The following is a 21,248-nucleotide window of genomic DNA, read 5'->3' as shown; positions in this document are numbered from 1 at the left end:
GCGAGGGCTGATACGTCCACATTCGCCACTACCGACAGGATGACCGGATGTTCAGTCTCTTCGATGGCGACATAGAGACGTTTCCCGTTGGAATTGTTGTATTTCGTCGTGATGTCCGCCTTTTCCTTCAGCGCACCGTTTTCAAACTCTAACAGCCAAAGGGAATGGATGCCGGATTCGCTGATGGCGCGTGTGCCGGGAGACGGCAGCTGGCTGTTGGGGACAGACAGGCTGAGCATGACTTGTGCGATGCCTTTCTTCGTACTGTCAGTGTGTGGGCAGTCTTCAGACACATCGTCCGTCATGCAGGAAAAGAGCCCTGCGATGAGCAACAGACAGCATGCGATGGATTCAATGCGTTTCATAATTGTCACAGTTTTTAGTTTGTTTCATTGGTTACTTTGCTTGGGTCACCACGATCGTCCTGGTAGTCCCCGCCGTATCGTTGAACCTGATTTTCAGTTGTGCGGAGCGTACGCTTCCGGTTGTATTGGTTTGCGTGGCCCGGAAGGTCAGTGCCTGCTTGCTGCCGACAGGACCTGTGTCCGGAGTCATGACGAACCAGATAGCCCCCGGGTCTACCACTTCCCAACTGTCCATGAGGGAGGTCAGTTCTGCGGCTTGGGTGCTGCCCTCATTCTTTCCCAAAGTAATCGTTCCAGGCAGCTTGATGGCATTTTCTTCTCCGATTTGCACTTTTATATCTCTTACACAGCGTACCGCACCGGCGTGTTGAGGCTTGGCATACAGTGCGTTCTCGTTTTCTTTCAGTTTATGTATGTGGTTCCCGTTTCGAGAACCATTATTGCCGGCCTCAATACCGTGCAGGAACATGGCGGCAGGTCGTTCGAGGGCGTTGGTTATCTTGACGGAGGAGTTCGTCCACATAATGCTGTTCACTAATAGTGAATTTTCACCATCCAGATTGGAGAAGCTGTTGACATCCCCTTCGTAGATGCCGGATAGCGGTAACCATGTAAATCCAACTTTACCTATATTGGCTGTATTGCTCGGGTCGGTTATGTCCCCTTTCCAATTGGGACGCCATGAAGTGCCGTAATTGTTCCATGTTTGGTAAGTCACTAAACCTTCCCGGCTATCATTGGAATCATATCGGAGCCAGCAACCGTATGAGTTCATGTTAAGTACCTGATGCCAAGTGTCGCTACTGTTGCTATTGGTTGTATACGGCCAAAAGCGATTGTTGTCATACCAGTTATTCGTCTCGCTGGAACTGTTTCCACTTTTGAACACTACCGCAGCCACATTGGGCACCCGATAGCCGTGCGGGCACGGGTCATATATCGTCTTGTTTCCGGCATGTGCTTCTCCGGCAAGTCCGGTGGCAGTTCCCCAAAGCGATTTATAGTCCACGCCTGTAATGGTTCCGTTGATCAGAGTGGTAGGAGCTTTGACTGCCTCATTGATACTCATGTTTCCCGATGAATTTCTCCAATAGTAGCCCTGCGCCTGGAGAGGAAGATGGGTGTACATCCTGTTATTGCTTTGGTCGGTGCTCACTTTGGCCGCTCCTACAAACGGGTCTTTGCGTCCCCATTGGTAAAGCAATCCTAAAGAAGGCAGTCCGGGATTTTTGCTCAAAGCTCCCATGTTGCGGTCCATGAACGTATATCCGGTCACCCATGCCTGGTCTTTGGCACTCAATTCGGAGTCACTGACATAGCCGTCGCCATTACTGTCCAAGTCCGGACATACCCAAATATGCCATGTCCATAACAGGTCGCTGTAGTTCACACTGCCATCCGTGTTTTTCCCAAACGCTCCGATTAGCGCGTTTCCGCCTCTGTAATTCTGTGCGTTGAGGCTGTTACTGGCTACGATGTGCGTATTCTGCTTGGTCAGGTCAACCTTGTACTTGATGCTTCCGCTGGCTTCGTCCAAAACAGCTTTCCCATTCGCGCCCTTCACGATGCTCACCAGTCCGTCGGATGTTTCCCAAATCAGTTGAACGTCTCCTATCTTTTCTAGGGCGATGTACGGGTCTTTCTCTTCCAATGTTATGCCGTCTGCTACCAGACCTATTTCACCGTTGCCTTTGACGGTCACAATCAAATCTTGCTCGATGTGGTTTCCGTCATCGTTGACGATGTAGCTGTTGGCTGTCCCTTTTCCCCGCTGACGGAGCGTAATCACTTTATGCAAGTTGCCGCTCTTCACGATGAACGTGCCGCGACGCTCGCCGCCTTCGTTGTTGGTTGCCGTGATGGCGATCCCCGTTCCCGTTTTTTCCAGCGTAAACCAGTCGGCGGAAGGAGATTCGATGCTCCACGCCTCATTATGCGTGGTATTTACCTGTAGCCGGTTGGCGGTCGGGGATGTGTTGCTTGCCGCCAGTACGAAGCCGCCCGTGCTGACTTCCAGTGTGTACTGCCCGCCGATGCCTTGCATCCATTCCGCGCTCCATTCCCGGATAGTCACGTCCATGCCCACTACCACATGATCTAGTGCGGGGTCGGGATCGTCAGTTCCCGGACGGGTGACGTTGTTGATGTTGAACGTGTAGATATGGTTGCGGATAGCGTCATAAAACTCCGTGCCTTTGTTGCCTTGCTTGAAGTCTACCCGGTAGAAAGTCTCTTGTGCGCTGCCCATGTAGTAACCGCCTACGACGAGACACATCGGCTCCACGCTGTTCTTCTGATTCGATTCGGGCGTATAAATCCGGTTCTCGATGGCATAGCTTCCTTCCGGCACGACGTTCATGAACAGCAGATTGTTCTCTGCCTCTCCGTTGTATCTCGGAAAGTACTCCACACCGGGAGGAACAGAAGGCGTGGTGATGGTCGGGCTGCCTTCCGGATTGGTCACCGGAGCGTGCAGCGCACCAGCCAGACCGCTGGTGCGTGCATAATATACGCGGACACTTTTCAGCCGGAACACGTCCGTGCCCGTATCTCCGTCCGTGATTCCTTGGCCGAGGTTGACCACGACATTGATTTTGGATACGGAACGGTATAGATTGATGCTGCCCGTCACGGTGGCTTCTTCTACCGGCTGTATGTCCGTTTCCCCCCACATCGGGAGCGGACGTTCGGTCAGTGTCCATTTCTCGGTAAACCGGTATTCGAGTGATTTCAATATCTGCTCTTTCGTGCCGCTTTCGGGGGTGAGGTTGTTGATTTTGTAGATTAACTCACTGCCGTTTTCCAGACCCGACAAGTTGGTCAGCACGACTACGGTCAGCTCATCCATCCCTATTTGACCGACATCGATATTCGCTATGAGCGAACCGGCCGACAGGTAGGAGTGCAGCCTTCCCAGATAGCGACCGTTGCTTTTGCTGAATGCCAGCGCGTAAACATCCTTAATGACACTTTCGCCTTCTATAGGCTCCTCGTCCGAACCATAAACCAGCCCGCGCGTTTTTCCGTTCTCAACGGGGACATTGAGGATAATCCTTACGTTGCTGCCGGAACCGTTGTCCGGTGAATCGTAGATTTCGCTGTCCGTGCAAGCGGTGATGGCGGCTTGCAGGAAGAAGAACGTGAATAGGTAGAAGTATTTTCTCATCTTGTTTGCTTTTAAAGTTCGAACTCATTCAGGTTGACCACCCAGTCGTTTATTTGAATGGCGGTTTTGAGGAGGGTCAGATTCTCATTGACGAAGAAGATGATGCCGTAGCTGTCTTCCCGATCGAGATATTCCTGGATTGGCATGTCTATGAAGTTCTGTTCCTTCAGTAACTCCAGATAGCGGATGAGCATCCCGTTGGGGAGCAGTTCGGTGTCGGAGTCTATATGGTGGATACGTAATTTCGGATTTTGGGTGTGCAGCAGCCTTGCTACGCTGAATTCCGCCACGGCGGCGGAATAGGTGGCAGGCTCGTCGCTGCGGCTGAAGGCGCGGCTGCTGACCTCGCTCGTCTCGGTGACGAATGGTTCGTAGGTAAGCAGGTTGTCCTCCAGCAGGGAGTTGTCATAGTTCATCTTCCCGTTGTCGTCATAAATGGAATAAGTGAACATGTCGCTGCGGATAGCCCTCGAAACCGGAATTTCCGTTTCCGGGTGCTGGTTCACTTGCGCCACTATGATGCGGATGTGGTTGGTGTTTTTCATCAGTCCGATGGTGGTCACCTCTTCGCGTGTTCCTCCTGTGGCGGGCGAGGTGCTGATACGGTTTTCCCCGTTCATCACTTCTCCGTGCCATAAGGGAGAGAGCTGTCTCTTCACGATGAATTTGCCTTCTTCTTCGGCTCCGGTTTCTCCGCTGCGGGCGGTTGTCTCACGGAGGGTGAGGACAACAAGGTCGTCTATTTGAGAACGGCTGTCCATTACGGGGACAGCAAACGACTGGTCGTCGAGTCCGGCCCAAGTCACCAGGTGGTATTGTTTCGGGTCGATGTCTACCGCCATGGAGTAGGAACCGTCTGCCAGCATTTCGCCTTCGCCCGTTTTCTGGTAGACAAAGTTTCCTTTGTCGTCGAAAGCATAAAGCGTGACAGTCTTCACTTCTCTTGCAAAAGCGTCTACCTTCTTCATGTTATAGTCATACTTGAATTTGACACGGTATTTGATGCTGCAATCGCCGTCGTCGTAGTCGAGGACGGAGTCGCAAGAAGCAATTGCGGCAGCCAATACGGTGATATGTACTACATTCGTTGCTTTTTTCTGTATGTAAGTGAATATCCGTTTCATGCTTTTCCTCCTTTTTACGGTTGAATGATCTCGGTCTTGCTTTGTTTGGCAATTTTAATAGAGAGGGAGAGGGGTGAACCGCTCCCTCTCTCGCTTTGAGTTTGTTTTGTGTATGATGCAGGGGTTAGAGATCAAATGAATTCAGGTTGACAGTCCAAGGAGTGATTTCTACAGTCAGGCTCAGCAATGTAGGATCTGGAGTGTCTTCCGGTAAGGGCATCCCGATATTAGCAATGGAGTTGACCGAGAGGCGGTAGATGTTGTTACGCTTGATGATGGCACCTTCATTGGCGGTTTCAATTTTGGCTACATAGTAGCATATTCCGTTTTCATACTTTTTCAGACCTACAGCCAAGCAGTCGTCAATGCTGCTGTTTTCGGTGATTCCTTCATATTTTATTCCTGCCTCTTCCATATCTGCTATGCTGGTGAAAGCTTTCATGTCCGGAGTCACATAGAGGTTCGGCACTGCCTCTCCATCCACGGTAATCTTTCCTTTATAGACAATGTTGGTTGTTGTAGACCAGTTGGTCGGCGTGATCGCCAAGTTTTCCATGCAGTAATTGGCTTGGTTGCCGTTGATTGGCTGATAAGCGTAAGCTTGTCTGGGACCATAAGGCTGATATAGATTGGCAGCTATAGGATTTGTGTTTTTCAACACCCAACTGTCTTGTTGCAAGCCTGCATACGCAAAACCGGTCAACTGGACTTTTAATGCTTTTCCTGCCTGGTTGGTAAGGTCATTGGTTACGTCGAAGTTGTTATCGCCCCGAGTCTTTTCTTCCAGCTTGGCGGCTACGCGGGCTACTTTTACAGTGAGTTGGTTGACCTCGTTAACGGTAAATATTGGATCAGCAGGCGTAGACGTTCCACTTTCGTTGCACATCAAGAATTTGCCGGATTCCGCTATCTTTCCGTCTCCTTCCAATGCACCGATACCGGTAGAGAAATCAACGGTTTCTTTCAAAGAAGCATAACTGGTAAATGCAGTGGATTGCAGGCGAGCTTTCAAATCGGCCGAGGCATTTAAGAATACGTACACATCCGCTGCTCCTGCCTGAACACCGATTTTCTCTTTCAGCCATAGGATGCTGGGAGAAGTTTCATCACTTGTCTGACGGAAATCGCTGTGAGCGAACGTCAGCACATTTTTGTTTATTCCTTGGTTGATGACGATAGTTGCGTCAACGAACGTGTTTTCAGCTGCAACTCCTTTCTCGTCCGTTCCTGTTGTGGCAACTCGGGTCTCGCTGGCTGCGAATGCGATGCCAAATTGGACGATGGCTTCTTTTTGACTAACTTCACCGTCAATGGCAGTAGTTGCTTCTTCTTCGTTGCTGCAAGATGCGAATGCCATTGCGGCAAGACTTGCTAAAAATAAACTTCTGAACTTCATGGTCTTAATGTTTTAAAGTGATACTTATGAATGCTTTTGTTTTATTAGAATGTTCCTTTGGGAGGAGAGAGTCATTATTGGATAATAATGTAGGGGCTTGTTTCATCTGTGATAGGTTTATTCCGGTTGGAATTTTGGAAGTCCTTATATGTAAGATAAGGTAGAGACGCTTCCGTTAGATTTGCGGTTTTCTTCTTATAGGCACTGTTTTGTTTATTGGTTGATACTTCTATATGTTTTGTTTAAAGTGTGTATGGCGGAAGGAAGTTCCTTCTTTCATTGATGTGACAAAGATACGGGGCGGAAGGGGAATCGGCAATCGGCATTCTTGTCAATCTTCATGGTGTTTTCTTTAAACTGTCGTTGGCGGATTTTGCCGTGGGTGTTTTGTTCGTTTCTGAATGATATGTCAGGCAGGGTGAATAATCTGCCTACTTGGCTTATGTTTTCCCTTGGCCTGAAAAATGGCCGGAACGATGATAGCGAAGGAGCAAAATAGAGTCCGATGGAAGTCCGGTGGGCTAAGGCACGTTCATCGGTGGTGAACATCCCCCCATGGGAAACAAGAAACGCACCACCTTCACAGGTCGTGCGTTTACTCCATTATCAATAAGGGGAAATGAACGGGAAATGTTGTTTGTTTTGCTTGTTGAATATTTAGGATGCGGATAGCAATTGCGTTAGTGAGGGTAATTCTGTTTTTTCTTCAGTTCGTTCAGGTTGGTCTCTGCCGTAGATACCAGTCCGGCGGCTTTCGCTTCTTCAAAGTATTTTTCGGCAGTTGTCAAGTCTCCTTCCAACAGGGCGATCACTCCAAGGTTGTTCATCGTCTCCGCAGCTTTCGGGTCTGCTTTCGCCAGATGCGCCTTGGCGGCAGTCAGGTCACCTCCTTTTTGGATTTCCATAGCCGCGGCGTTGAGGTTGGCAGTCGGATCAGTCGGGAACAAGACGGCTGCCACTTGGAATGTGTGGTTGAACTCCTCGCTTCCGGGTTCGTAACTTTGTGCCACGAGATAAATCTCCTCCAGGCTAAGCTGCTGTGGACGGGTCTTGATAATCTCCTTGGACTCGTCGAGGTTGAAGCCGCGCACGGTGTAACTGACCGTATAGTCCGAATGGCGCAGTGCCGGATAACATTCGTCCAGCAGATAGTGGCGGTAGGCTTGCGGTCCGAGCAGTGCGGCTATCTTGCGTTCCTTCTCGTCGGGAGTCATTGCCGGATGATCCATCGTGGCGAGCACCTCCTCTTTTTTGTCCATGGATGAGGCTTCGACAAACTTGCGGAATCCTTCCCAGTCTTCCGGTGTATATTCGGAAGCAATCAGAGAACGGTCGAAATTGTAATAACTAGTCACGTAATCCACCAACGCTTGTGTACGTCCTTTTGCCAAACGCGTGTTGACAGCGTAACTCCCTTCGGGGGAGGCATAACCGTGTATCCTGATACCGGTGATCCGGGTGTTCTTGTCATTGCGCACCGTATCGATGCCGTTCCGTATTTTGGTCAGTTCGGTCGAGTTGCGCCGATACTCCGGATAAATAATAATCTTGTTCACCGGAAAGTCAAGGTAAGCAGTCCCCTCTACGGCACGGTGCTTCACCCCTTCCGCTTTTGGAGTGATGTAAGCGATGGCGGGTTGCAATTTCAGCGGAGCGATATTCAGTTGGGCAATCCTTTCACCGCTGTTCTTGTCTATTTCGTCGCAACATCCGCATACGTCGATATTCAGTTTCAGGTTGGCGCGGCTCATCCATGCTTCGTATGGGATTTGCACCAGATAGTCAGTCTTTTGCCTTTCATGCCGTTGGCGGCGGATGACGGCGTATGCCAGTTCGGGTTGCCGGTTGTTTCGTTGATTGACCAGTTGGCGTTTCCGCCCGTACACCATGATGGAAGGCAAGGTCTTTGTCCGTCCCTCCGCTTCGAGATAGGGAGTCAGCGTGAGGGAGTTGTTGGAGGCTAGCTCCAGTTTCTCCTGCAAGATGAGATTCATGTGGACGGTCAGGCAGTTGTCGTCGCTGCGTGTAACAGACAGTTTGTCCACCCGTATCTGGTCTCTGTAGAGGGTCTGCGCCTTGCCGCCCCATGCGGACAGCAGGCAGAAGAGTATACATAAGAGCTTTTTCATATTTGTCTTGCTTTTAGAATAAATAAATCAAACTGACGGCAGCTTTGGTGGGACCCACGTAATTCTTGTGTCCTTCGCCCTTTTTTTCTCCGCACGTCTTACATTCGTATTTCTCATATTTGACGCGCGCATAGCCCACGCCGATATTTCCTTCCAGATTCCAGTGCTTGCCCAGTATCCATTGATAACCGTAGGACACACCCAGACCGTAGAAATGCCCTTTGAAACGATGGTCTTTCAGTTCCGGCCAGATTCCCCATGGCATATCAATGCCGGCAGCCTGATAATAGCCGCCGTGAAGATGCGCGCCTACGAAGTGGCCATTGAACTTGTCGCAAAACCAATACCGAAGTTCCGGCTGAAAAGCCAGCATCTTCATCATTTTCTGGTCTTTGTACTTCCATGGATTGTAATTGGCATACAAGTCAAGGGTTAACTTCTTGCTTAGCCCGACCTCTGCTCCGAGGTTGATGATTTTCAGTGCATCCATGACGAGGTTCGTTTTTATTCCGACTACCTGACTATATAATAAGGTAGAAGCGAACAGAGTGGTGAGCAGGATTAAAATTCTTTTCTTTTTCATCGCTTGATGGGTTTTGTTCGTTATTTCTCCAAATGTAGTCATATCCGTTGTTCTTCTTCATTGGCGTATTCATCTTTCTACCGTCCTCTTTCAATGGAAATTAATAAGGAGGGGGCGTTTCCTTCTTCGAGAGAGGGTGTATCAGTCGTTTCCCTATTGTCGGCATTTCAATCGTGTTAGGTGAATGAATCACGCCTGATAGGTGGTCCAATAGTTGCAGATATAGGCTAACGGCTTGTAAACGTTGCGTTTCGTTCATTAAAGAATGGTAAATAATTCATTTTGTTCCTCGAAAAGTTTCTTGTCTTGAAGAAAATGCCTACGTTTGCAGCTAATTAATAGAAGAAAGATTCCCTCCTGAGGAACACAAGCGAACAACAATATCAATCAGATGTCGGATTGCAGGATGAAACGGCAATTCGCATTTTAAACAATGAGTAAGGAGGAAACAGAATGAAAAGTATTCGATTTGTTTTTGTGTGTGCTATCACCATGGTTATTTTTGCGTGTTCCCAGTCGGAAAGTGAAACGGCTGTAGAAGGCGTTTCCGTTTTTGAATCCATGAAGTCTTTGTATGGCATTGAGCTGGCTGCGAATGACAGTCAGCAGTTGGACGAGGTGCCTTCCGTTACGTTGGAAGAAATGCGTAGTGTACTGGAAGCACTTCAGCGCAACAGTACGCATTCTCAAGAGTGTAGCATGGAAGATACGGAAGGATATTATGGAAGCGGCAGTGATAAAAAAACGCTCCGGATGACTGCGGAGTATCAGGCCCGGACGCGAAGCGGTGCTTTGTTGGAGAACTTCGCCTTGAGCGTGTTCATAAATTTGATTATGAAAGAGGAAACGGTTTATTACGTGGGTACTACCTATGTTTGTGAGACGGATTTGTTCTTTTGGAAAGGCTACGGAGCCTCGCTGACAGCGACGGCCGATGGCGGCAACTCGTTCAGCTCGACTTCCTATCTCTATTTCCGTGTGAGCGACATGGATGATTATCTGGTGAAAGTGCCGGTCAGCTTCTCCGGTAACTATGATTTCACGGCGGGACGAGGAACTTACAGCTTTGTGCTTGCCAAAATGCATCGGTAGAGAGCAAGATGCGGTGATAGGGGTTGACGAATAGGTTATATTGTGGATTATTCACAAAAATAGGGTATGTGTCTTGCTTTTCTTTTAGATTATAATTATCTTTAGCACTGTGGAATAGCATAAACAAAAAGCCTTCTATTATGAAAAGAATACCCCTGTTTATTTTAGTATTCATTTTGGGAGTTTGCGGGGCTTACTCTCAAAATTTCAGTTGGAGTCCGGAGCCGGTAGCTATTAAAAATGGGACGAACAACACCATCCATGATATTTGTTACGGAAAAGATGGATTTGTGTGGCTTGCAACCGATCAAGGTATTACCCGTTACGACGGATTTCATTTTCGTGACCATCCGTTAGTCTTCAGCACCGATCACTTGTCCAGACCTTTGTACCAAGCGGTGAAATCTTTGAAAGAGTCTTCGGACGGGTTATTTTATATCCAACTGTATCTGGGAGGAATCATTTGTTTTGATAAGGAACAAGAGAAATACCTTCCGGTAAGGTTCAATCGGTCTGTAGGTTTGAGGAGTATCCTTGACTTTTGCTGGAACGACGGTTTTTTGTATCTGGTCACTTCTGATGGATTATTTCGGGCACGGGTTGTTCGGAAGAAAGAAAAGGAAACAACGGACTTTGTATTTTGCACGATGGAAGCGGAACCTCTGGTGAAAGGAAAAATAGCCAACTTGTGTGCTGACGGAAAGCGGAATCTTTTCTTCACGCAGGGCGGAAAAAAAGTCATCTGCTATGGCATTGCTGATAAGAAGACTTCCTTGATAGGGGAATATGGAGCAGTCAGTCGGCTGTTCCTCACCAATGGTTATTTATGGATTGACAGGTTATGGAACGATTTGATCTGTTATGATCTCAAAAGGCATAGTGACCGTATTATTCCCATAAGAACTGTGGGGCATTGTGATTTTTCCGGTTTGTACGTGACCAAACTTATCTGTAAAGACAAACAGACCTTCTTCGTGACTACTTGGGACGGATTGTTTCGTCTGGACTTTGACAATGAAAAACTATGCGAGAGCCCTTACTCCTTAGACTTGGTGGTGACCGACGTAGAGCCTTTCTATTCGAACATAGAACGTAAGATGACAGGAGCATTATGGGATGACCAACAGAAAATATTGTGGGTCAGTACGTTTGGTGGAGGACTTGTTAAATTTGACATCAGTGAGCAGATATACCGGGTGCAGCAAGAACTCCGGGCAAGAATCAATGGAATGGTGGAAGACGCACAAGGGTATGTCTGGTTGATGATGTCTAATGGAACATTGATGAAAAGCGTGAGTCCTTCGTTATCTTCCCGAACTCATTTTGAAGAATGGAAGGGAGCGGCTTTGTTTGATGGACACAATCGAATATATAAGGATAGAAACGGATACATTTGGTTGGGCAACAATCATGGAACGGTAGTAAGGCTTAATCCGTTGACGGATGAGGCGGTCACCTTCAGCCTGGTCACCGAAAAGGGAGAGCGGTGGGATACTTCTATTTCGCAATTTTGCATGGACTCGCGAAACCGCTTGTGGGTGGCTACGTCGGGTGGGTTGGCGTTGGTTGATCCGCAAACCCGGAGATGCCGAAAGATCGAACCTCCGGGAAAAGCGTTGGGAGGAGTCTTTACGATAGCGGAAGATAAGGAAGGATCTATATGGATAGGAACAAGCAAGGGAGTGAAAAGGCTCGAATATTCCGATACTGATTCTCATGCTCATTGGAAAGAGGGGTACGAAAAAGGGTGTGGATTGGAGGAGATGCCTGTACAACTGCTTTACGTGAATAATTCGAATCAGATATATGTGGCTTATTCAAATGTCGTCGCTCGTATTGATGAAAAAGACATCGACCGGATAAAGACGGTCTATACTTTGAATCATGGCTTGATCAGCGGATATGTCAGCTGCATGGTGGATGATCAGATCGGTAACACCTGGGCAGGAGGAAACATCGGTATTGGAATCATCAAGAACGGACAAAGCAACTTTTATAACTATTTGTCCGTAGGAAACTGCATATCCGGATGTCGCTTGAACGATGGACGGCTGCTGTGGACAGATTCGTGGACGCTCCTTTTCTTTGATCCGGCAGTGTTCAAATCACAAAGTGGAAGGAAGAAGCTCATGTTGACAGGAGTGGAAATGAACGGGAAAGCAGTTTTGGCAGGAGAAAAGTGGAACGGACAGAAAATACTCTCTGTTTCCCCTGAAAAACAAAACAGTTTGGTCTTTAACTCGAAAAACCATGACTTTAGTCTCTATTTTTCTGATTTGCATTATGGTATGTTGCAGCGCAAGTTATCCTACCGTCTGCTTCCGGAAGAAAGCGAATGGCAAACGAAACTGCTTGGGCAGGATTTATCCTATAGCAAATTGCCGATTGGTGAATATCTTCTGCAAGTAAAGTTAGTGTATCCGGATGCGAAAGAGAGCGAAGTGATGCAGATCCCTATTCGGATAAAGCCAGACTGGTATCGTTCCCGATGGGCTTATTGGTGCTATGGGGGAATGTTGTTTCTACTGTTGGCTTGGGGATATAGTTTTATGAGCAGAAGGAAAAGACGCAATCGGCTGGAGCGCGACCGCGAATTGTTATTGAGAAATACCCTGTCTCGTGAGAAGATGAAACAGGAACGGAAGCAAGAGATGGAGACCTTGCAGAACCGGTTATTGGCGGTATTCGTGAAGGAACTGCGCACTCCGTTGTCGCTGATTATCGCTCCCTTGAAGGAAATGTTGGAAGATCATGCCATATTTGAGAACTTTTTGCAACGCGGTCAGATAGCTTATCGCAATTCGCTGCGTATGCTGGATACTTGCAACCAGCTGCTGGCAGTCTATGAATATGGAAATTTGGATGAAAAGCTGGCAGTCGCTCCTTACCAAGTCGGAAAACTGGTGGAGGACAAATTGTTTGATATACGTGAATTGTTTAAAGTATATCCCATTCAGTTCCACTATGACCGGAGAATCAAGAAAGACACGGTAGTCTATGTGGACAGGAAGAAAATGGAATTTATCATCCACAACTTGCTGACGAATGCTCTCACGCATACCAAGTATGCCGGCAAGGTGTCTTTGACGGTGTGTGAAACGCTGTGCGAACAAACGCCTTGTGTTTCGCTGACGGTGGAGGATGATGCCAAAGTTCAGGTGAAGACAAGGGATTTATGTCTGAGTGACGAACTTTTCGGTGATGGCATGGTGATGGTGGAAGTAGGTTACGTGATTATGAAGCAAATCGTAGAAATGCATCACGGGACAATTCAGATTGAAAGCAGTGTCGACAAAGGGACAAAGGTGATTGTGAATCTTCCGTTGGACAGGGCTGTCCTCGAGAGCGATCCGAACCTGTCTTTCGTCGAGCCGGAAGAGCAGGAAGAGTCGGAAAGCCAGAGAACTGTGGAAATAGGATTTGCGAGTGACAAGACATCGGCCGTTGTTCTCGAAGACACTGGGCTGCCGGCTTTCTCCGAGTCGAGAAAGACCTTGCTGATTGTGGAAGACCAGAAAGACATTCGCCTTTACCTGAAAGTACTGTTCTCCAAAGAGTATAACTTGCTGATGGCGACCAATGGGCAGGAAGGCATTGATATGGCTGTAAAGGAGTTGCCCGATTTGATTATCTGCGATGTGATGATGCCGGTGAAGGACGGATTTGAATGTTGTCGGGAGATAAAGGAAGGATTGGAAACGTGCGGGATTCCTATCATTATGTTGACAGCCAGAGTGGAAGAGGAAGATATCATACGTGGCTTGGATTTAGGGGCGGATGATTATCTGCTGAAACCGTTTGTCTGTGGAGTGCTGAAGGCGAAAGTCCGGAATCTGATAAACGGTCGTCTCGCCTTGAAGCAGATGTATACGAAGCTGTTCATGCTGCCGGGAACGGATGCCATGGAGATGGGCGAAGCGGATTTGGAGGACGGAAACGTGACGGTGGAAGATTCGTTCATCAGTTCGGTCATCAAGATTGTGGAAGACAATATCTGCAAGGAAGACTTCAGCGTGAAGAAACTGGCGGCGGAAATGAACATGAGCCAGCCGACCTTATATCGGAAGGTCAAGATGAAAACGGATTATACCATCATCGAACTAGTCAGGGGAGTGCGTATGCGCCGTGCGGCGGTCTTGTTGAAAACCAAGCAATATGCGGTTCAGGAAGTGGCGGAGATGGTGGGGTATAACGATATTCCTACCTTCAGGAAACATTTTGTAGATGCTTTTGGCATGACACCTTCTACTTATGAATGAAAAAATGAGTACTTTTGCACTGTACAAACCTAAAAAGAGGAATAAGCGTGCAAAGGTACTTTATTTATTTGGCTTATGACGGGGCCAACTATCACGGTTGGCAGATTCAACCGAATGGGATTAGTGTGCAGGAATGTCTGATGAAAGCCTTGTCTGCTTTTCTGCGTCGTGAAGTAGAAGTGATAGGGGCGGGACGGACGGATGCGGGCGTACACGCTTCGCTGATGGTCGCTCATTTTGACTTTGACGGGCTGCTGGATACGGCATTGGTTGCCGACAAATTAAATCGTCTGCTGCCTCCCGATATTTCCATCTATCGTGTGTGCCGGGTTCGACCGGATGCCCATGCCCGTTTTGACGCGATCGCGCGAACTTACAACTATTATGTGACGACTTCGAAATACCCCTTCAACCGTCAATATCGTTGTCGTGTTTTCACCCCGTTGGATTATGAACGAATGAACGAGGCTGCACGCACCCTGTACGAATATACGGACTTTACCAGTTTCAGCAAGCTGCATACGGACGTAAAGACGAACAACTGCCGCGTCACACATGCCGAATGGACGAAAGCGACGGATGAAGACGACACTTGGGTGTTTACCATCCGTGCCGACCGTTTTCTGCGGAACATGGTGAGAGCCATCGTAGGCACACTCATTGAAGTGGGACGCGGGAAACTGACTGTTGAAGGATTCCGACGGATTATCGAACAACAAGACCGCTGCAAGGCAGGGACTTCCGTTCCGGGAAATGCTCTGTTCCTGGTCTATGTGGCATACCCTGAAAGTATATTTGAATGTGATGACCGGCAATCATCCATAACTGGCGAACCGTCTGTCGCTGATAACTTATAATTGGTAAATAATAAATATTCTCATGTGGTTATTATTAGCATTCCTCTCGGCTACTTTGCTGGGCTTTTATGATGTATTCAAGAAAAAATCGTTGAAAGATAATGCAGTACTTCCTGTTTTGTTTCTAAATACATTCTTTTCCAGTCTCATCTTTCTGCCGTTTATTCTGTTCTCTGCATATCAACCTGATTTATTGGACGGAACGATATTCAATGTCCCGGTTGCCGGATGGGAACAGCATAAATATATCATTATCAAGTCATTCATCGTGTTGTCTTCGTGGATATTCGGATATTTCGGAATGAAGCATCTGCCTTTGACTATTGTAGGACCTATCAATGCCACCCGTCCGGTGATGGTGCTTGTGGGTGCTATGCTGGTATTCGGTGAACGGTTGAATCTCTATCAATGGATTGGTGTGATGCTGGCCATTGTCTCCTTCTTTATGTTGAGCCGTTCGGGAAAGAAAGAAGGAATTGATTTTAAGCATAACAAATGGATCTTTTTTATTGTACTGGCTGCCATTACAGGTGCTATCAGCGGTTTGTATGATAAATATCTGATGAAATCTCTGAATCCGATGCTGGTGCAATCCTGGTATAATGTTTATCAGGTGTTTATCATGTGTCCTATCCTGTTGTTGCTTTGGTGGCCTAAAAGAAAGTCCACTACTCCGTTCCACTGGGATTGGACGATTATCCTGATCTCCATTTTCCTTTCTGCTGCCGATTTTGTTTACTTTTACGCATTAAGTTACGACGATTCGATGATTTCTATCGTTTCGATGGTGCGTCGGGGAAGTGTGGTTGTTTCTTTCACTTTCGGTGCGCTTTTCTTCCGTGAAAAGAATTTAAAAAGCAAAGCGATTGACCTTATACTGGTGTTAATCGGAATGATATTCTTATATTTGGGGTCTAAAAGTTAAAACAGTTACACAAGACTGTTTGTCATAGGTTAAATAAGATAGATATGAAAATAAATAAACTTGTTATCACTATATTCTTCTCTGCTGTCGGACTTTTTGTTTCGACTGCTCTTCAGGCACAAGAGGCCAAAACGTTGTTTGTGAATATGCCGGATTCTCTAAGTCCCTTGCTTACAAAGGTGAATCGTGAAGATTGCATAGACTTTCTGGAAAGTAAGATGAAAGCGCAAGTAGAAAACCGTTTTGGCAAGAAGTCGGAGATGACTGATCTTGGTAAAGACTATATCCGTATGCAAATGTCAGCTCAATCGACCTGGCAGATGAAAGTGTTGGCATTAAATGATTCAACGAACGTAATCTGTACAGTTTCTACTGTTTGTGCTCCTGCCTGTGATAGCAGCATCCATTTCTATACGGACGACTGGAAACCGCTTACAACATCTCTCTTTATTACCCTGCCCCTGATGGATGATTTTCTGAATGCTCCCGATTCAGCAGGAGTTTATGAGTTTGATGAAGCACGCCGTTCGGCAGATATGCTATTGATGAAAGCCGATTTTAATAAAGAAAATACGGAACTGACACTTACGTTAACAACCCCCGACTATATGTCAAAAGAAACAGCAGAGAAACTGAAACCGTTTCTCCGCCGCCCTGTAGTCTACCATTGGAAAAATGGAGCATTTATTAAATTGAAAATTGAGAATTAAAAATTGAGAAATAGGGATTATTCAATAATCCCTCTGATTAAAGATATCAAAAAGGCAACTAACTCGTAAAGAATTAGTTGCCTTATGTTTTTAAATTTTGAGAATATCCAGAAATAGCTATACCACAGCGTAGCTTATTTCTTAATTTTTAATTCTCAATTCTCAATTTAATAAGCATTCGTTGATGAACGCTATCATTTCCGGTGTGTTTGCTTCCACACTTTGAAGTAATTTGAATTGTGCTTTGGTGCGAACGAGGTTATGTTCCGGATATTTGATTTTATAATAAGTATCTCCGTTGATATAATCTGCCAGGAACCGTACGCACTGCATGTATGGGAATAAAGCGGCCGCATAAGGAAGATTCTCAATCTCGATCTGAGTCAGGAATGATTTGGTTCCTTTCAGATAGCCTTTGGTAAACGCTTTGAATATTTCCATATTGAAGTTTACACGATCAAGGTCTTTGTCGTCTTCATCACCTGTGTTGGCACCTGTACGTAGGAAGTCACCATAATCGGAGAATATAAAGCTAGGCATTACCGTATCCAGGTCGATGACACAAAGCACTTTACCATCCTCGTCGAACATCATGTTATTCACTTTCGTATCGCAGTGGCAAACGCGTTTGGGAAGTTTTCCTTCACGATATAAACGTTCAGCTTTACACATTTCATCTGCGCGTTTCTCTATTTCATCCAAATAGTACTTCACTTCTGATACCCGTCCGGCAGCATCCTTTGCAACGGCTTCACGTAGTTGTTTGAGGCGGAACTCCATGTTGTGGAAATCGGGTATGGTTTCACCCAATGTTTCCGGGATATCGGCCAGCATAGCCTGGAAGTTACCGAAGGCTTCGCCTGCATAGTTGGAATATTCGGGATTTACCGTCTCATACGTTTTTGCACGTGGAATGAATACCATCACACGCCAATAGCTGTCACCGTCGAACCAGTATGTCTTACCTTCTCCTGTTTCGAGGAAACTCAACACCTTGCGGTCTATATCCGATTCTCCGGCTTCCGTCAGTTTCTTGCGAATGTGATTGGTAACAGCGGTAATATTGGATTGAAGCATTTCTACATTCTGGAAAATAGCATGATTGATGCGTTGCAAAACATAGTCGGGAGCATCTGCTTCTTTGGTGTTTACTTTATAAGTGTCGTTGATAAGTCCTGCACCCAAAGGTTTGATTTCTTCTATCGTACCTTGGACTTTAAATTTAGCTACGATGCTAGATAAATCTTTCATGTTTTTTTTCTTTAAAAATTTATACTAAGGTTATCGATAATCATATTTAGCAGCTTCGTTGGCCTGGTTAGCCGAGCGAACGGGTACTAATGTGAAGCCCCACTGGTAATCACGGTTAGCCGGGATCTGGTGGAAAGGTTCCGGGCGAGCACCCCAACTGTCATATCCGCCTACTCCTTGTTGCTTCATATCTACACAAACCTCAACGAAATCTCTGGGAGTGATGTCGTTGACATGATGCATTCTCCGTAATACGTTGCGGGCAGCGTTCTCGTCGTGATTGGCAACCTCTTCCGGGCTGAAGTTATTCCATTGGTAAGGGTGGGGCAGAGCTTCTTCAGAGTCAAAGTCTTCGATAGAGTTGCGCAAGGCATTGAAACCGATAAGACTGTCCGCTACCAACACCAGGCCGTTTCCTTTATTAGGAGATAAAGCGATCCAACGGGTATCTGTGTGATGTCCGTTTTCCTGTGGACGCACATAGTTGAAGTACATTTGATCCGCTGTTGTCTTATATACGCCAACGAGCGTTCCGTGATTACGGTCGATATAATTCTCTTCCGGGCCACGGCCAAAGTATTGTACATTGTTCATCTGTGCCGGCAAGCGGAAACGCACACCGATACGGGGGACTTCCAGTTTGGAGGCAGCCTTACGGGCAGCATCACTTCCGGGGGTAAATGTAGCCATGCGGGTAGCTTCGGAAACTTCTGTTTCTGTAGGCTGCATATCCGTTGATGTGAATTTGGCATTTACGTTAACTATTCCGTTCGGATAGATTTTGTAAGTGACAACATACAAGTTGCCGGCAGCCAGTAAGTAAGTTACATTTAAGGAGACTGCTTTATCTTCTGCTGTCATAGTAGCATCCGTTACGCGGAAGTTTTTGCTTGATTGTTTCCATACCTGCAAACGTTTAGGAGTGCTGTTACCATAGTCATTATCATTAGGAGCACGCCAGAAGTTAGGCTGAATACCAAATCCGTCTTTGAAATATTCTGTACCATCTACTTTATACGAGGTTACTAATCCGCTATTCTTGTTGAATACAAAGTTTACTTTGGAGGAAGAAACGATTAATTCATCTCCTTGAGTCGTTGTTTTCAATGCCGGACCGTTTGCTTTATAAATACTCTTCTCTGCCTGGATAGGAAGTTGGAACTGGTCGTATGCAATTTCATATCCGGTTGGAATCAACGGTTCAGGCTCTGTGGTTGTTACACTGAAGTTGACAAAATATTCTGTTCCCGGTTGGTTTTTCAGACCATTTACCGGTACGGTGAATTCTTTAGAGGCTTGCGGAGCAATATCCAAAGATACTTTTCCACCTTTTATTGTCTTTCCGTTAGCAAGTACATTGTAGTGAATCTGATATTTTTTCAGGTTAGTGAAATAGAAACGGTTGGTGATTTTGAATATACCGGCTGCGGCATCTACTGCTTCAAAACCTACATTCTGATGTACATATTTCACTTCAGCCATTGCCGGATGCGGACCACGATCCGGATTGACAAGACCGTTGCAGAGGAAGTTACCATCGCTAGGTGCGTCTACGCCGAAGTCACCTCCGTAGGCCCAGTATTCTCTTCCATTCTTATCTTTTTGGAGAAGACCTTGGTCTACCCAGTCCCAGATATATCCACCTTGGAGATTCGGATATTTGTAAATTGCCTGCCATTGTCCCCACAGGTTTCCCGTGGAGTTTCCCATGGCATGTGCATACTCCGAAGGAGCTACAGGACGGTCGCTACCATTCTTTCCGATATTTTCCAGCCAGTCGGCACCCGGATATTGCGGAACATACATATCGGAGTTCCATTCCCATTGAGCACGTTCGTAGTTGACCGGACGATCCATCAGGTCTTTGTCTGCCTCTTTCAACCACAAATAAGTCTGATAGAAATTATATCCGTTTCCGGCTTCATTTCCCAGCGACCAGAATGTAACGCTCGGATAATTCTTATTACGTTCAAACATATTGATGGTACGATCCATGTGCGGTTTCAGCCATTCGGGATTGTTACCCAGTGAACCGCCTTTCCGGAGATCATAATACATTCCGTGGCTTTCCACATTGGCTTCATCATATACATAAAGTCCGTATTCATCACAAAGTTCATAGAAACAGCGGTCTTGCGGATAGTGGCAAAGGCGTACACTGTTTAAGTTATGCTGTTTCATCAATTCGAAGTCACGGCGCATTAAATCCTCTGTTACATAATGACCTGTTGACGGATTATGTTCGTGGATATTTACCCCTTTCAATTTCAGAGGCTGACCATTGATGAATAAGCAGACATACGGTTTTCCGTTAGCAGCTTTCTGTTCGATAGGCTTGATCTCAATCCGGCGGAATCCTACATTGAAAGGAATGATTTCATTGACTTTGCCATTCTCTTTTACTGTCATCAACAGTTTGTATAGATTCGGATGTTCGGAAGTCCATGTGCTGACATCTGTCAGATTCTTATCGAAAGAAAGTGTACGTACTTCGTTCGATGGAATATAGGCTGTCTTCTCTTCAGTAGCTACAACTTTTCCTTGTGCATCTAATAGTTCATAAACTAATGTAAGATTAGTTGCAGCCTTTTCGTGATTTCTCAAATCGACATTTAAACCGAAGATTCCATTTTTGTAACTGTCGTCCAGCGTAGACTTAATTCGGAAATCTTTGAGAGCTGCTTTAGGCTGTGAATACAGAAAAACATCGCGTTCAATACCACTCATACGCCAGAAGTCTTGACATTCAAGATAGGAACCGGTGCTCCAACGGAAGATTTTAACTGTAAGTACGTTCTTTCCCGGCTTCACGTAATTGTTGATAAGAAATTCTGCCGGATTCTTGGAGTCTTCGCTATATCCTACTTCTTGTCCGTTGATATATACATATACGCCAGACTTAGCTCCTGCCAGATGCAAGTAGATATCCCGCCCGTCCCAGTCTGCCGGAATATCGATGTCCCGGCGATAAACTCCTACTGGATTGGCTTCGGGAAGAGTAGGAGGTTGTGGATTACGCGGTTTGAATTCATAACCATGATTGGTGTAGATGGCTATTCCGTGTCCTTGTACTTCCCAGTTGCCGGGCACCTGAATATCATCCCACGAATCTGTATTGGTGTTCGGATCGGTAATGTTTTCGGGAAGTTTTTTATAAGAGTCTACAAAGTAGAATTTCCAGGTTCCGTTCAGCAAGCGGTAATACTTGCTTCGTTCGAACTTGCCACTCAAGGCATCAGCGCGATTGTTGTATGTCATAAAAGAAGTACGTGGATACTCTTTGTTGACTTCAACTACCTGCACGTCCTGCCAATAAGGTTTCACGGCTTTCTCAGCCATTGTACTAAGTGTTGTCAGGGAAAATATTCCCATGAAAATGCCTGTTAATAAG

Annotated in this window: 12 protein-coding genes; 5 read left to right on the top strand and 7 right to left on the bottom strand. The window is 46.4% G+C overall.

Features of this window, described 5'->3' with window-relative positions; all coding sequences use genetic code 11:
* Nucleotides 1–396: 396 nt before the first annotated feature.
* The 5 genes from CJF29_RS18570 to CJF29_RS18550 form a co-directional block, all read right to left on the bottom strand.
* Nucleotides 397–3,531, bottom strand: a complete 3,135-nt coding sequence (locus CJF29_RS18570) for a BACON domain-containing protein (protein ID WP_099147416.1) — start codon at nucleotides 3,529–3,531, stop codon at nucleotides 397–399.
* An 11-nt stretch (nucleotides 3,532–3,542) separates the two neighbouring features.
* Nucleotides 3,543–4,655, bottom strand: coding sequence for a FimB/Mfa2 family fimbrial subunit (locus CJF29_RS18565; RefSeq protein ID WP_099147415.1), 1,113 nt, complete (start codon nucleotides 4,653–4,655; stop codon nucleotides 3,543–3,545).
* 124 nt (nucleotides 4,656–4,779) lie between these two features.
* Complete coding sequence (locus CJF29_RS18560; protein WP_099147414.1) at nucleotides 4,780–6,051, bottom strand: fimbria major subunit; 1,272 nt, start codon at nucleotides 6,049–6,051, stop codon at nucleotides 4,780–4,782.
* 680 nt (nucleotides 6,052–6,731) lie between these two features.
* The gene (locus CJF29_RS18555; protein WP_099147413.1) at nucleotides 6,732–8,180 is read right to left on the bottom strand and encodes a DUF3868 domain-containing protein; all 1,449 of its coding nucleotides are present in this window, start codon (nucleotides 8,178–8,180) and stop codon (nucleotides 6,732–6,734) included.
* A 13-nt stretch (nucleotides 8,181–8,193) separates the two neighbouring features.
* Nucleotides 8,194–8,763, bottom strand: a complete 570-nt coding sequence (locus CJF29_RS18550; RefSeq protein ID WP_099147422.1) for a DUF3575 domain-containing protein — start codon at nucleotides 8,761–8,763, stop codon at nucleotides 8,194–8,196.
* Between the two features lie 453 nt (nucleotides 8,764–9,216).
* Here CJF29_RS18550 and CJF29_RS18545 point away from each other — a divergent pair, with 453 nt between their 5' ends.
* The 5 genes from CJF29_RS18545 to CJF29_RS18525 all read left to right on the top strand — a co-directional run bounded on the left by CJF29_RS18545 (nucleotide 9,217) and on the right by CJF29_RS18525 (nucleotide 16,606).
* Nucleotides 9,217–9,855 carry a DUF5033 domain-containing protein gene (locus CJF29_RS18545; RefSeq protein ID WP_099147412.1) on the top strand — a complete coding sequence of 213 codons (639 nt, stop codon included), beginning with the start codon at nucleotides 9,217–9,219 and terminating at the stop codon, nucleotides 9,853–9,855.
* A 140-nt stretch (nucleotides 9,856–9,995) separates the two neighbouring features.
* The gene (locus CJF29_RS18540; RefSeq protein ID WP_099147411.1) at nucleotides 9,996–14,114 is read left to right on the top strand and encodes a response regulator; all 4,119 of its coding nucleotides are present in this window, start codon (nucleotides 9,996–9,998) and stop codon (nucleotides 14,112–14,114) included.
* A 47-nt stretch (nucleotides 14,115–14,161) separates the two neighbouring features.
* The gene (gene truA / locus CJF29_RS18535; protein ID WP_099147410.1) at nucleotides 14,162–14,971 is read left to right on the top strand and encodes a tRNA pseudouridine(38-40) synthase TruA; all 810 of its coding nucleotides are present in this window, start codon (nucleotides 14,162–14,164) and stop codon (nucleotides 14,969–14,971) included.
* A gap of 22 nt (nucleotides 14,972–14,993) precedes the next feature.
* The gene (locus CJF29_RS18530) at nucleotides 14,994–15,896 is read left to right on the top strand and encodes a DMT family transporter (RefSeq protein ID WP_099147409.1); all 903 of its coding nucleotides are present in this window, start codon (nucleotides 14,994–14,996) and stop codon (nucleotides 15,894–15,896) included.
* Nucleotides 15,897–15,940: 44 nt separating this feature from the next.
* A complete protein-coding gene (locus CJF29_RS18525; RefSeq protein ID WP_099147408.1) occupies nucleotides 15,941–16,606 on the top strand; it encodes a DUF3256 family protein in 666 nt (221 codons plus the stop codon).
* 162 nt (nucleotides 16,607–16,768) lie between these two features.
* Here CJF29_RS18525 and CJF29_RS18520 read toward each other — a convergent pair whose 3' ends face one another.
* Nucleotides 16,769–17,857, bottom strand: coding sequence for a phosphotransferase enzyme family protein (locus CJF29_RS18520; RefSeq protein ID WP_099147407.1), 1,089 nt, complete (start codon nucleotides 17,855–17,857; stop codon nucleotides 16,769–16,771).
* A gap of 30 nt (nucleotides 17,858–17,887) precedes the next feature.
* Nucleotides 17,888–21,229 carry a glycoside hydrolase family 2 TIM barrel-domain containing protein gene (locus CJF29_RS18515; protein WP_413544506.1) on the bottom strand — a complete coding sequence of 1,114 codons (3,342 nt, stop codon included), beginning with the start codon at nucleotides 21,227–21,229 and terminating at the stop codon, nucleotides 17,888–17,890.
* Nucleotides 21,230–21,248: the final 19 nt, after the last annotated feature.

Origin of the sequence: Bacteroides celer (assembly GCF_002632415.2) — a bacterium.
GTDB lineage: Bacteria > Bacteroidota > Bacteroidia > Bacteroidales > Bacteroidaceae > Bacteroides.
Note: the sequence above shows the minus strand (reverse complement) of the source record. Positions and strands in the feature narration are given on the sequence as shown.